The sequence below is a fragment of the Larkinella punicea genome, assembly GCF_003334855.1.
Taxonomy (GTDB): Bacteria; Bacteroidota; Bacteroidia; order Cytophagales; family Spirosomataceae; genus Larkinella; species Larkinella punicea.
Window position 1 is genome coordinate 39,027 of record NZ_QOWE01000025.1, and the last position, 12,457, is coordinate 51,483.

At 54.0% G+C, this 12,457-nt stretch carries 12 protein-coding genes; 3 read left to right on the forward strand and 9 right to left on the reverse strand.

What is annotated here, in order from left to right:
* The first annotated feature begins 20 nt into the window (after positions 1 to 20).
* A complete protein-coding gene (gene glgP, locus DUE52_RS25490; RefSeq protein WP_114408907.1) occupies positions 21 to 1,679 on the forward strand; it encodes an alpha-glucan family phosphorylase in 1,659 nt (552 codons plus the stop codon).
* A 94-nt stretch (positions 1,680 to 1,773) separates the two neighbouring features.
* On the opposite strand, the gene DUE52_RS25495 is transcribed toward glgP, so the two are convergent.
* From DUE52_RS25495 to DUE52_RS25505, 3 genes are all read right to left on the reverse strand, one after another.
* Positions 1,774 to 2,499, reverse strand: a complete 726-nt coding sequence (locus DUE52_RS25495; protein ID WP_114408908.1) for a peptidase M10 — start codon at positions 2,497 to 2,499, stop codon at positions 1,774 to 1,776.
* A 99-nt stretch (positions 2,500 to 2,598) separates the two neighbouring features.
* The gene (locus tag DUE52_RS25500) at positions 2,599 to 3,414 is read right to left on the reverse strand and encodes a purine-nucleoside phosphorylase (protein ID WP_114408909.1); all 816 of its coding nucleotides are present in this window, start codon (positions 3,412 to 3,414) and stop codon (positions 2,599 to 2,601) included.
* A gap of 188 nt (positions 3,415 to 3,602) precedes the next feature.
* Complete coding sequence (locus tag DUE52_RS25505; RefSeq protein ID WP_114408910.1) at positions 3,603 to 4,838, reverse strand: BaiN/RdsA family NAD(P)/FAD-dependent oxidoreductase; 1,236 nt, start codon at positions 4,836 to 4,838, stop codon at positions 3,603 to 3,605.
* Between the two features lie 107 nt (positions 4,839 to 4,945).
* Between DUE52_RS25505 and DUE52_RS25510 the strand changes: the two genes are divergently transcribed.
* Both DUE52_RS25510 and DUE52_RS25515 read left to right on the forward strand, forming a co-directional pair.
* Positions 4,946 to 6,013 (forward strand): DNA/RNA non-specific endonuclease, encoded by a 1,068-nt coding sequence (locus tag DUE52_RS25510; protein WP_114408911.1) that lies wholly within the window; start codon positions 4,946 to 4,948, stop codon positions 6,011 to 6,013.
* Positions 6,014 to 6,187: 174 nt separating this feature from the next.
* A complete protein-coding gene (locus DUE52_RS25515; RefSeq protein ID WP_165841032.1) occupies positions 6,188 to 6,637 on the forward strand; it encodes a helix-turn-helix transcriptional regulator in 450 nt (149 codons plus the stop codon).
* On the opposite strand, the gene DUE52_RS25520 is transcribed toward DUE52_RS25515, so the two are convergent.
* The 6 genes from DUE52_RS25520 to DUE52_RS25545 form a co-directional block, all read right to left on the reverse strand.
* A complete protein-coding gene (locus DUE52_RS25520; RefSeq protein WP_114408989.1) occupies positions 6,634 to 7,893 on the reverse strand; it encodes a glucuronyl esterase domain-containing protein in 1,260 nt (419 codons plus the stop codon). The two genes, DUE52_RS25515 and DUE52_RS25520, sit on opposite strands and share 4 nt — an antisense overlap.
* A gap of 117 nt (positions 7,894 to 8,010) precedes the next feature.
* Entirely contained in the window at positions 8,011 to 8,964 is a 954-nt protein-coding gene (locus DUE52_RS25525) for a hypothetical protein (RefSeq protein WP_114408913.1), read from the reverse strand.
* A gap of 112 nt (positions 8,965 to 9,076) precedes the next feature.
* Positions 9,077 to 9,616 carry a hypothetical protein gene (locus tag DUE52_RS25530; protein WP_114408914.1) on the reverse strand — a complete coding sequence of 180 codons (540 nt, stop codon included), beginning with the start codon at positions 9,614 to 9,616 and terminating at the stop codon, positions 9,077 to 9,079.
* Between the two features lie 113 nt (positions 9,617 to 9,729).
* The gene (locus DUE52_RS25535) at positions 9,730 to 11,055 is read right to left on the reverse strand and encodes a glycosyltransferase (RefSeq protein ID WP_114408915.1); all 1,326 of its coding nucleotides are present in this window, start codon (positions 11,053 to 11,055) and stop codon (positions 9,730 to 9,732) included.
* Between the two features lie 32 nt (positions 11,056 to 11,087).
* Positions 11,088 to 11,846, reverse strand: coding sequence for a hypothetical protein (locus tag DUE52_RS25540; protein ID WP_114408916.1), 759 nt, complete (start codon positions 11,844 to 11,846; stop codon positions 11,088 to 11,090).
* 111 nt (positions 11,847 to 11,957) lie between these two features.
* Positions 11,958 to 12,338 (reverse strand): cupin domain-containing protein, encoded by a 381-nt coding sequence (locus DUE52_RS25545; protein WP_114408917.1) that lies wholly within the window; start codon positions 12,336 to 12,338, stop codon positions 11,958 to 11,960.
* Between the last annotated feature and the right edge of the window lie 119 nt (positions 12,339 to 12,457).

A 12,457-nucleotide genomic window follows, 5' to 3' on the forward strand; every position in this document is an offset into this window, starting at 1 on the left:
CCTATCCAAATTCTAACCGAATGACCAAATCAAACTTGCCCCAGGCGTTTTGCCACCCTTACGAATTTGATCCCCAATTCAAGAAATCCGTTGCGTATTTTTCGATGGAATTTGCCATCGACCAGGCTTTAAAAACCTATTCCGGTGGCCTGGGTTTTCTGGCTGGATCGCACATGCGGAGTGCCTATGAACTGAAGCAGAATGTGATCGGCATCGGCATGCTCTGGAAGTATGGGTATTATGACCAGACCCGCAAAACCGACAACGCGATGGATGTGCTGTTTAGGGAAAAAATCTACAGTTTTCTGGAAGATACCGACATCAAATTTACCATCGACGTTCACCATACGCCGGTTTGGGTCAAGGCCTATTACCTGAACCCCAGGCACTTCAACACAATTCCGATGTTTTTTCTGACCACGGACATCGAAGGCAACGACTGGATGGCCCGCTCCATCACGCACCGGTTATACGATAGCATTACGTCGGCTAAAATTGCGCAATGTATGGTGTTGGGGCTGGGCGGAGCGAAACTGCTCGATGAGTTGATGTACGAACCGGATGTCTATCACCTGAACGAAGCCCACGCGGTGTCGGCGGCTTTTCACCTGTACCAGAAATACGGCAGCGCGGAAGAAGTTCGCAAACGGATGGTATTTACGACCCACACCCCCGAAGAAGCCGGCAACGAAAAACACGACATCAACCAGTTGAATGTCATGAGTTTCTTTGGGAAGGTGCCCCTGGAAACCGTGCGGAAAATAACCGGTATCGAAGACAACGTGTTCAATCACTCGCTGGCGGCTTTGCGACTGAGCCGGAAGGCCAACGCGGTTTCGAAACTGCACGGCGAAGTGTCGCGGCATCTGTGGGGTTCGTACAGTGGCATTCCCGAGATTACGCACGTGACCAACGCCCAGAATCAGCGGTATTGGGCTGACACAGAACTGGAACAAGCCCGAAAAAAGGGCGATGGGAAAGTGATAGCGGAACGCAAAAAAAGCCTGAAAGCAACGCTGTTCAAAACCGTGGCCGATCAGTGTGGCAAATTGTTCGATCCGGACGTGTTGACCATCGTCTGGGCCCGGCGGTTTGCGGGGTACAAGCGTCCGGATCTGCTGGTGCAGGACGGCGAACGGTTTCACCACCTGATGAATCATCCCAAATACCCCATTCAATTCATTTGGGCCGGAAAACCGTATCCGACCGACGAAAGCGCCACGCACATCTTCAATTCGCTGGTGTATCGGAGCCACCTCCACAAGAACATGGCGGTTTTGACGGGCTACGAACTGGCGTTATCGAAGCAGTTGAAAGACGGTGCTGATCTGTGGCTGAACACGCCCGTGGTGACCCGCGAGGCATCCGGCACGAGCGGCATGACGGCAGCCATGAATGCGGGAATCAACTTCTCGACCTTCGACGGCTGGATCTGCGAGTTTGCCGAGCACCAGAAAAATGCGTTCATCGTGCCGGTGGCCCAACCCGGTTTGTCGCCCGAAGAACGGGATATGAACGACCGAAACCACTTTTTCGATCAACTGGAACACGAAATCATGCCGCTCTATTACGAAAAACCGGCTGACTGGCATCGCCTGACGCTGCAAAGCATGAACGACGTCAACGCGTTTTTCAACTCCAACCGCATGGCAACGGAGTATTATGAAAAAGTATATTGATGCGCTGTCAGTACCGGCCCTACGAAACGGTTGGATGCCCTGTCAGCGGTCAAAGACCCTGACAGGGCATCCAACCGTTTCGTAGGGCATCCGATCAGGCAATGGGCAGCGGAGAACTCCCTTCGTGGTAGACATTCGTTAAACCGCCCAGCCGGGCGCGGCCCTGCCAATCGTACTCTAATTGGTCGAGACCCAGCATGGCAATGTCTTCCAGGGTGACAATCCGTTTGTCCGGTTTGAGCGTGCCGCCAAACTCGCCGGGTCGGGCCGAGGGGTTCCACTGGTACTGCGGATCGACCAGCGTCCCGCGCGGATACATGATGCCTGGTTGGCCTTTTCCGATCAGGTTGAGGTCGAGCGGGTGGCCGTCGGGCGTTCCCGGAACCAGCCCCCAGCCGTGGCCGACTTCGTGGGCTTCGGTGGTTGAGCCGTCGAAACCGACATTGTCGAGCCGGAAAAAACCGGTGTTGCTGTTGCGGCCATCCATGTAGGAAATACCACCCAGCGGGTTGTCGGTTTCGGTTTCGATCCGGAAAAACATTTTTTTGTAGTCGCGGTTTTTGTGCAGCAAAGGCCGTGGATCTTCGCTGTAAAAACCGGTTACCTGAAACCGGATGAGGTAATCCGTTTCATCCAGCGACAGAATGATTTCGGGGCGATCCCAAACCCGCCCGACGTTGTAGGCAATTCGCTGGGCGAGATCGTCTGAAGCAACCGACCCGTAGAGATACAGTTCTGCGAAAACCGTTAGGGTCTGTTCGGATTCGTTTTTATAAACGTTATAGTTTCCCAGGACCTGGGAGAGCGACAGCGTTGGCATTTTCCTGCGACGGACAGAGATACACTAAAACCTGGTATAGTAACGATGGTGCGGTCACAATGGTGTTGAATTTCGGGATTTGCAAAAAATAACAAATTTTCACAGCCCTGCCACTAGTTCCTTCATCAAAGCGGTCAGGCGTGGTTCGGCAACGGCGGCAGCGGCCAGAATCTTCGGCAGGCTGGCTTTTTCGAGTGTTTCGGGAATGCACAAATCCGTGATGACCGAGCAGGCAAACACCTTCAGGCCCATCTGGTGTGCAACAATAACCTCCGGGACGGTCGACATTCCCACGGCATCGGCACCGAGTTGGCGAAGCAGCCGGTATTCAGCTTTGGTTTCCAGTTGGGGGCCGGTTACGCCGACATACACACCTGTCTGAATCGGAAATCCCAGTTTTTTCGCAATCGACCGGGCCAGCCAGACCAGATCCTTGCCATACGGTTCGCTCATGTCGGGAAACCGGTCGCCAAGCTGGGGCGAATTCTGACCCCGCAGCGGACTTTCGGGTAAAAATAGGCTGATGTGGTCTTCGATGATCATCAGATCACTGACGTCGAAAGCAGGGTTTAGCCCACCGCTGGCGTTGGAAATGAGCAGGGTTTCGACGCCCAGCCACTTCATTACCCGCACCGGAAACGTCACCTGTTGCATCGAATAGCCCTCGTAATAGTGAAACCGTCCCTGCATCACCACGACCGGTTTTCCCGACAAAGTGCCGAAAATCAACTGGCCGGAATGCGATTCGACGGTGGAGAGCGGAAACCCCGGAATCGTGGCATACGGGATGACCACGTCGATTTCCACTTCGTTGGCCAGCGCTCCCAAACCGGTGCCGAGAATGATGCCAATGGTGGGTTGCGTAGGATGGAAAGACCGGATGAGGTCGACGGCTTTCTGTATCGGTTCAATCATATGGGTTTATGGTTCGAATGGGTATTGAAAAAAGACTTTCGCTTTTGCCCCGTTCCCCTAAAGGACGGTCGGCCGCTGCCGGACTTTCTGAATCCGGGTGTTGCCGCGTCCAAGTCCCCTTTAGGGGAACGGGGCAAAAGCGAAAGTGTAACAAAATGATCAGGAATAATTTCTAACCCAAATAACGCTTACAAGCCAATGTTTTTCCCCACGACATACCCCGTGGTCCAGGCATTTTGGAAGTTAAAACCGCCCGTAATCCCGTCGACATTCAGGACTTCGCCCGCAAAAAACAGTCCCGCTTGCGTCCGGCTTTCGAGCGTTTCGGGCTTGACGGCATCGGTGGGAATGCCGCCACAGGTCACAAATTCTTCCTTGAACGTGCTTTTCCCGGAAACCGCATAAGTGTTGTTGGTCAGCAGGTTGATGAGCCGGTTCTGGGCTTTGGCGGGCAGGTCGGACCAGCGTTCGGTTGGCGAAATACCGGCTTCGGTAGCCAGCGCCGACCACAAGCGGGCGGGCAAGCCAAAGAGCGATTGCGTCGCTACCTGCTTTTTCGGATGTTGCTGCCGGAACGCCTGCATCTGTTCCCGAACCTGGTTTTCGTTCAGGGCACCGAGCCAGTTGATGCGGATTTCGTGCCGGTATTGCACCTCTGCCAGATCGCGGGCGGCCCAGGCCGAAAGCCGCAACACCGCCGGGCCGCTAAACCCCCAGTGGGTGATCAGCACCGGCCCGCGTTGTTCCTGCTTCGTTCCGGAAATTCGGATGACAGCGTCCGGCACGGCAACCCCCGCCAACGTCAGCAACGGATTGTCGGGGGTGTTGAACGTAAAGAGCGACGGCACCGGCGGAACCAGTGTTTCATTTACCGGTTCATCGACTCCCGGAATCCAGCCGTAGGAAACCGCCTGCGGATAACCGCCAACGGCCACCAGAATCCGGTCGGCCAGCAGGGTTTCGTCGGTTAGGGTTTCGATCTGCCATTGGTCATTCGCTCGAGTGATTGTTTTGACTCCGCAACTGGTCCGAATCCGGATTTTTAACCGGGCGGCTTCCTGGAGTAAACACGAAATGATGGTTTCGGACGAATCGGTAACCGGAAACATTCGGCCGTCGGCTTCGGTTTTCAGGCGGACACCCCGGCTTTCAAACCAGTTTACGGTGGAGGTCGCATCGAACTGTTTGAGAAGCGGCCGCAGAAAAGTCTCCCCGCGTGGGTAGTTTTTGACCAGTTTGCGGTTATCGAAACACGAGTGGGTGACGTTACAGCGTCCTCCGCCCGAAACGCGGACTTTGTTCAGAACGGCTTTACTTTTTTCGAGTAAGGTGATTTCGGCATCCGGAAAAGTTTCGGCGGCTGTGATGGCACCAAAAAAACCGGCAGCACCTCCACCGATAACGACAATTTTTAAGGTTGGCATGCGGTTCAACTGGGAGTGGGCAAGAAAGACAAAATTAATAACCTTTATCTTGTATTCGGTAACAATTATCGTCGGTCATCTATTGATTGTATTCGTAACTTAGCACCATGTTTTTTCGTTCGTCTTTTCGTGCCCGACGCTATCACCAGCGCGGATTTCGGTTGCGTGGCAATACGCTGCTGCTTTTGTTTGTCTTTTTTCTGATTGGACTGTTTCTCCACTACGGCGGTCGGACTGAGCCCGTTGTGGCTTTCTGGAACGATGTCAAAAGTCTGGTGGGCCTCAAATCGCCCCGCCACGAATCGCAGGGCAATCCTTACAAAGCCCCCGAACCCACGCCGGAAGTTGTCACGGACAATACCGACACCGAAGCGAGTGACGACCGGTCGATGCTGGAAAAAGCGAAGTCGGAGGGGAGGTCAACGCGGACCGCTCCGAAAAAAAGTGACCGGAAGAAGCTGTTCGATTTTGAAAAAGTCGTTGATTTTACGCTGCCGGCTTTCCAGCCCACCGACGCCATTATTCGGCACGACGGCTACACGCTGCGCTATCGGGAAGAATACGAACAGGCCGATTGGGTGTCGTATCCGTTGCTGGAAGACGAGATTCTGGGGGACGCCGACCGGAAAAATGAGCAGTTTCAGCCCGATCCGCTGGTCGAAACCGGCTCGGCGCTGTCGTCGGATTATACCCGATCCGGCTACGACCGCGGGCACCTGGCTCCGGCGGGCGACTTCAAGTTTTCGAAGGAAATGATGAAGCAAACGTTTTACATGAGCAACATCAGTCCGCAGGTGCCGGATTTTAACCGGGGCATCTGGAAAAAACTGGAAGAGCAGGTGCGGGTCTGGGCATTGCGCGACAAAGGGCTGTATGTGGTTACGGGTCCGGTTTTACGTGCCGGATTGCCGACCATTGGCAAGAAGAACCAGATCGCCGTTCCGGAATATTATTACAAGGTGATTCTGTACTGTAACAACCCCGACATCCGCATGATTGCTTTTCTGATGAAAAACGAGGAGTCGGATCGCTCCCTGAAACAGTTTGTGGTCACGGTCGATGAGGTGGAAAAACGAACCGGGATCGACTTCTTTCCCAAGATTCCCGACAAAATGGAACAGCAACTGGAAAGCGCCCGGCCTTCCCAACTGGTGGCAAACTGGTTTAGTTTCTAATAGCGGTTGAGCACCCTAAAATACCATTTCAGATACTGATTCCTGCACTTTAAAGATTTCTGCGTTTCCCTGACGATAAAAGTTGAATTACTTGTAACCGATTTAAGTAATTCACCCATCCCGTTTATCGACATGTACGCAGGACCGACTCCTTTTAACTCGTTAAAAACGATTTTGAATATTGCTCTGAACGGCAACAAAGACCACGTCGAGGCCATTTGCCAGCGAATGGGCATCAATCCGAACGAATTATACGATCATGTGTGTCAGGCGATGGAATACGGAACGGGGTATCTGCAAACCCAGCCCCTCGCCGAGCAGTCCCGCGCCATCGTGTTGCGCCGACTCGATAACCAGCAAACCGCCCAGATCGAGGATGTAGCCGACGAACTGGGGCTGTCGGTTCGGTCGCTGCAACGCCGGTTGCAGGCGGAGGAAGTGACCTTCCGCGAAATTATCGACCTCGCCCGCCGGGACATTGCCCTGCGTTTGATCCGCACCAATCAACACAATATCAACGAGATTGCCTTTGTTATGGGGTACGACGAACCGAGTTCATTCCGCCGGGCCTTCAAAAAATGGACGGGGCACAACCCGAAAGCTTATCAGTTGGCGACTTGCTAGTTTACGGTTTTGAAATGCCTGTCCATAAACCGTAGATACTGAGCCCAGTCGTACCATAAGACATCGTGACCACCCGACCGGATGTGGTAGCCAATCCGGCCCTGAACCGACTCGTGGAGGGTGGGCATCGTTTGGGTTGGTAAACCGTCGGTTCCTAAAAACCGGTAGACCGCGTCGGCAGCTTTGGCCGAGGCAAATTCCCCCGCCGGATCGGAGCCTTTGTCGTCCTCGGCGCTGGCGATGTAAACCGGTCGCGGGGCTACCAGGCCAATCACCAGGTGCTGATCGAAGGGGAGAAGTGTGTCCTGATCCATGAATTTCCGGAAATTGCCGCAGAACCAGTGCGGAAAGACGGTATTCAGTCGCCGGATGTTTTCGCCCACGCCCCGGCGGAACAGCTTGGCCCCACCCGCTCCCGACTCGTTACTGAGCACCATCGCAAACCGTTCATCGGTTGCGCCCGCCCACAAAGCCGCTTTTCCCAACCTCGACCAGCCGAACAAAGCCACCCGTTTGGCCTGGATGGCGGGGTCGGTTTGCAGATAATCCATGATCCGGCTCAGGCCCCAGGCCCAGGCGGCAATGGTTCCAAAATTATCGCCCTGCTTCTGAAATTCGGGATAGAGCGTGTGAATGCCCGTTGAAAAACCGGTGGTTCGCTCGTCGGACGCAATGTCTTCGCGATAGGCCGTCACGAGGGCATACCCCCGGTTCAGGATGCTGTCGATGGGCCACTGCCGGGCGTTGATGCCCCGGCAGGCTTCGGTGGAACGGTGATCGACCACGCAGGAAACATCGACGTACGGGTTGTGGCGGCTCGACTCCATCCAGCTCGTCGAAATCCGGATGCCGGGATCGGGATGGATGCTGTGATTTCCCCAGAAGTTGAGCCCCAGAACGGCCGGAACTGGTTTTTTAGCCTGATTCGGGATGTATAGCAACACGTCGATTCGCGGACCGTCGGCTTGCCCGTTCAGAAAGATGGCAACCTGTTTGCGGGTTGCTTTTCCGCCCAGTGCCTTCGGATCGGTGTCGAACACTTTGAACGTCATTTGCAACGGTTTGGCGGGCGATTGGCCGTACATCTCGCGGGCAAACATCGCCAGCAACTCGGGGCGTCGTACGGTTTTCCATTGGTGGACGGACGTGACCCGTCGCCCGTCTTTCAGCGTGAACGGATCGGGCAGGGGAACGGTCTGAGCCTGAAGGAAAAAGCTGTTGACAAGCAGGAAAAAGGCGAAAAGAGCGGTTTTCATGGCGTGCAGTTTACTCATTTTCCGGCTCATGCTCAAGACGTTCGCTAAAAAGAGAAAATTCTGCCGACAGTGTCAGCAGAATTTCTGCAGTTTACCTGAAAAATTAATTACCAACGTTTACTTTTTACTTTCCAGTTCTTTCACCCAGTTTTGAGCGAACGAACGCGCGGCCAGAACCGGCTCTTTACCCATCCGAAACAACAGTTTCCACTGGCGGGATTGGTTGCGGTATTGCGGATTGACGAACTCCATTTTGTACCCCTGTTTGGTAAGCTGGGCGTCGAAGTCGACGCTGCCAGCCAGGGCAATGAAGTCGGTCAGGCGTTGTTTCAGGGCGGCATGGACCGACGGGGCGGCTTTGTAGTCGGCCAGTCGTTTCTGGTAATCCTGCGCCTTCTGCTTCGATTCGTTCAGGTCGTTCTCCGCCTTGCCCATGCTCTTCGCCATTTCCCGCTGAAGCATTTTGTCGAAGTGGGCCACATATTGTTTTTTGAACTCCTCCGGTTTGGTTTTCGATATCGCCTGCAACCGTTTCAACTCCGTCAGTTCCTGCGTCTTGGCGTCTTTTTCGGCTCCTTCGGTTTCCGAAAGCTCCTGTTGCGCCACCTGAATCTGGCTTTGAATCATCATCGCCAGCGCCGACGGCGGCATCTGGCTGTAAGCATTCTGAACCATAGCCGCCTGCTGGTTGTAGGCCGACTTCACATCGTTCATCGTCGTGCTCTGGTTCTGGGCGGCTTCGCGCGTCTGGTCGTCGCTGATCTGGTATTTATTTTTCAGCCAGTCCTGATAGCGGTTTTTAAAATCGGCGGAGCTGGCATACGACCGCACCACGGCCCCCAGCGCCTGAACGGCGGCCGCCCGGGAGCCCTCGGGAATTTTCTTCGCCAGTTGCCGAACCTTCTGGGTATACGGCGTGCTGAACTCCGCGGAGGTGACATTGGTAAAGGTCGTTTCCTGAACCTGTTCGATGGTCAGACCCAGGTCGGTCACAATGTCGCCGGGACGGGCGGCTATCCACCACCCACCGGCGACCACTATGAACGCTACTACAAAAAAGTTCTTTTTCATTTCAAAACCGTCTTACTTGAATTGGTTCTCGTTACTCCCAACCCCCTAAAGGGGGCTTAAAACTCCGGATTTAGAAGCCCGGCACCGGCCTTTAGGGGGTTGGGGGCATTTGTTACTTGATTTTAGCCGTCAAACCCACACGCAGAACTGCCACACCATAACCGACTTCCGCAAAACCACCGAATTTTTCGGAGAACATATACCGGGAACCCAGGTGAAGACCGAGGAACAGGGAATTGCCATAAGGGCTGTAATAATCGCTGGAAGAACCGTAGGAATCGCGGTAGGAAGACGTCCGGACGCCCAGCGAGAGGCCCGCGTAAGGATCGAAATTGGAGTCGTCGATGTTCAGAAGTTCACCGAAATGGTAGGTGCCACGGGCCGTAAAAAACAGAAACGTATAATTCCATTTGTACCCCCCGCTGTTGTACCCGTAGCGGGAAAAATCGAAGGAACCGCCGACTGAAAAATTATCTTTTACCGCGTATTCGAAGGAGGCACCGATGGGCAAACCCCGGTAGGTATACGTGCCGAGACCAATACCGGCGTTGATCAGTTTTGTGCCTTGTTCGATGGTTTGTGCCTTGGCCGAAGGCATCAGGGCGACGGCAACCAGCCACGCCAGAATGGTGAGGAGTGTTATTTTTTTCATTTTGTTCGTTGTAGTTGTTGTTTGTTGGAGGCAAAGGTACGGGTGAAAAACGGCGCGGGACGTGTCATTTTACGCAGAAAACACGCAAATCACGACACTTCCCGACCGCTCGCTCAGTGGGTCATGGTGTGACGGGAAACCGTACTTTTATAGTCGCCCAGAACCTCCGCGATGTAGTATTCGCACAATTCATTCGGATTGTATTCTGCAAATTCATCCCGCATTTTCAGGATGCGCTGGCGGTAGTCGGGGGTGTTCAGGACGGTTTCCACCTGTGTGCGAATCTGGTCGGGCGAGGGTGTTTCCGTTTTCAGGTTGACACCGAGTTTGAAGTAACCGATCCGGGCCGTGATCTCATTTTTCCCCTCGTGAATGCCCGCAGCAACCATCGGCAGACCATTCTGAATACTCAGCATCACCCCGCCATAACCGCCATTGGTAACGTATACGTCGCAATACGGCATGATTTCATTGAAATCGATAAAGTCTTCGATGATGAGGTTGGACTGCGGAAACCGCGCCCGGAGTGCTTCCGTTTGTGAACCGCCGGTGGTGGCAATCACGAGGTACGACGAATCCTTGAACGCTTCGAGGGTTGGAACGATGATTTTTTCGGGGTCGCGTTCGACGGTTCCCTGGGTTACCAGAATCACTTTGCGGTAATTTTTGAGCGTATCGTAGTGCTGGAAAGGTTTCCGGGCGCCCCGGGTGTAGGGCAGGAGCGGGCCGACAAACCGGACATTCGGACTCATATCCCGCCGGGTGTATTCAAAACCGGGAACGCCACTTTGCAGGTATACATCGGCACTGCGAATGAACGAATCGAACACAAAGTCCTGGGTAGGAGCCAGCCCGTGCTGGATCAGGTAGCGGTTATAAAGGTCCGTACACGGTTTAAACAGGAAGTTTTTGGTTACATATCGCATTACATCCTGTTTGCGTTTTCCCCAGAAACCGGTGGCCGGCTCCAGGCCCATGCCGGCGGGTGGCAGGTCGCGGGAGGTTTCGGAAAGGGGAACGATGCCCATCGTCACCACCGGCACATGGAGCAACTGTTTGATGAAAGGCGCACCCGCAAAGAGGGCGTCGCAAACGAGGAGTTCAAACGGAAATTCCTGATAGAGTTCGACGATGTCTGCCACAAACTCGGGCGCACGATTCAGAAAAATCTGGTTGATGTCGAACCGAAGCCGGGCGATGGTTCCTTTGATCTGCTGCCGTTCAGGAAACAGGGCTTCGAAATTTTCCTGGTTGATTACCCGGGCGGTTTTAAACGGAAAAACCGGTATACCGATCTTTTCGGCTTTGGTGAGATACGACCCGCCAGTATACCAGCGAACGTCGTGACCCCGTTCCTGCAGGTGTTTGGCAAGGCCCGTCAGCGGATTGAAGTGGCCATCGGCTGGAATGGTAGCAAAGAGGATTTTTTTGGCGTTCATGAGTTGTTGTTTGGTTGGTATGCGTAAATCGATCAGGCCGTAGCCATTTGCTTCCGTCCCGGAATTTGGCTCGTTGAAAATAATCCCTGACGACGTTTGATCAGCAGAATGCCTATCCAGATGGCCCAGACCGGAGCCAGCACTAAATAACCGTTCAGGCCGATGGTGGCGATGGCTTTGATGCCCAGAATCTCGCCGACGCTATCGACAACGGAGCAGATGCCCAGGACAACCGTCACCCAGCCGAGCGATGCCGACGCCTGACGAAGAGAGATTCCGACGATCAGCCACCAGATACCAGCGGGCAGTTCTTCCAGCAAATTCCATAAGCCACCGTATACCAGTTCGTTTATAATCAGGTAATTGTATTTTAGAACGATCTGGTCGGATTCGGAAGCAAGGGAATACGTGGTCAGAATATAAGGGTTGACGGTTGCCAGAATAGCCGCTCCAATGGCGCCGATGAGAATGTAGGCACCCCCGCAATAGGTGGCTACGGCGGCCCAGGGTGTCCGGGACTTTAGCTCGTTGTGCAGGTGAAAAAGCGTCGGAATCAGGAGCAGGTAATAGCCCAGCATATCGCAGATCATCGACCAGCGCACCCCGGCAATACTGACGTTCGGAATGCTCAGAACCAGACCCAAATCCGTGAATACGTCCGGATTGAAGTGTGTTGCCCAACTCCCGATGTAGAGCGAACCGAAGCCCAGCATTCCCGAAAGAATGGCCAGCCATCCGGCGGTTTTTTGGTAATGTATTAACGCATTCAGCGTCGTCGTGTTGGCGTTCATGGGTATACGTTGTTGGATGGTTAAAAAACAGAAGCAATACGGTCCTGACACACCGGTTTTTAGTGTGGGTCTGCGAACCTAATCCGCTGGGTAAGCCGGGATAGAAAACCGCTAGATCAGCGAAGCGAATTGGGGTGAAATGCTGTAAAAGTAGAGGCAGGCGTGGCCCGACTGATTCCGCAATGTATGCTGGGTGCCGGCGGGGATGGTCAGCGACTGGCCGGCGGTCAGGCGAATCCAGCGGTGGCCTGCATAGATTTCGAGTTCGCCGTATTCGACCGAAAAATATTCATCTTCTTCGGAGTGGGTGTGCAGGGCCGTTCCGCTGGCTCCGGGTGCCAGCCAGACCACGCCGGTGTCGACTTTCGAATCCGGTAGCGTCGGCAAAAACCAGTATTTAATACCGCAGGTCGAAGACAGATCAAGATCGGCCTCGCGGATGGCGACGTGCGAAAGGTTCAGCGTCGCCTGTGTGGTGGCAAAAGGGTTCATGAGTTTCCGAGTATGGATGTCGTTGTTGTTTACCAATAATCTGAAGTTGTATACTTCACGAATCAAAGGTGGAAAACGAACGAGGTATATTCAACACCCGTGTCGATGAACACGTAACT

Coding starts and splice junctions, on each gene's coding strand:
- DUE52_RS25505 (WP_114408910.1), bottom strand. CDS start 4,838: ATGCCAACCTTAAAAATTGTCGTTATCGGTGGAGGTGCTGCCGGTTTT.
- DUE52_RS25545 (WP_114408917.1), bottom strand. CDS start 12,338: ATGAACCCTTTTGCCACCACACAGGCGACGCTGAACCTTTCGCACGTC.
- DUE52_RS25535 (WP_114408915.1), bottom strand. CDS start 11,055: ATGAACGCCAAAAAAATCCTCTTTGCTACCATTCCAGCCGATGGCCAC.
- glgP (WP_114408907.1), top strand. CDS start 21: ATGACCAAATCAAACTTGCCCCAGGCGTTTTGCCACCCTTACGAATTT.
- DUE52_RS25495 (WP_114408908.1), bottom strand. CDS start 2,499: ATGCCAACGCTGTCGCTCTCCCAGGTCCTGGGAAACTATAACGTTTAT.
- DUE52_RS25500 (WP_114408909.1), bottom strand. CDS start 3,414: ATGATTGAACCGATACAGAAAGCCGTCGACCTCATCCGGTCTTTCCAT.
- DUE52_RS25520 (WP_114408989.1), bottom strand. CDS start 7,893: ATGAAAACCGCTCTTTTCGCCTTTTTCCTGCTTGTCAACAGCTTTTTC.
- DUE52_RS25540 (WP_114408916.1), bottom strand. CDS start 11,846: ATGAACGCCAACACGACGACGCTGAATGCGTTAATACATTACCAAAAA.
- DUE52_RS25530 (WP_114408914.1), bottom strand. CDS start 9,616: ATGAAAAAAATAACACTCCTCACCATTCTGGCGTGGCTGGTTGCCGTC.
- DUE52_RS25525 (WP_114408913.1), bottom strand. CDS start 8,964: ATGAAAAAGAACTTTTTTGTAGTAGCGTTCATAGTGGTCGCCGGTGGG.
- DUE52_RS25510 (WP_114408911.1), top strand. CDS start 4,946: ATGTTTTTTCGTTCGTCTTTTCGTGCCCGACGCTATCACCAGCGCGGA.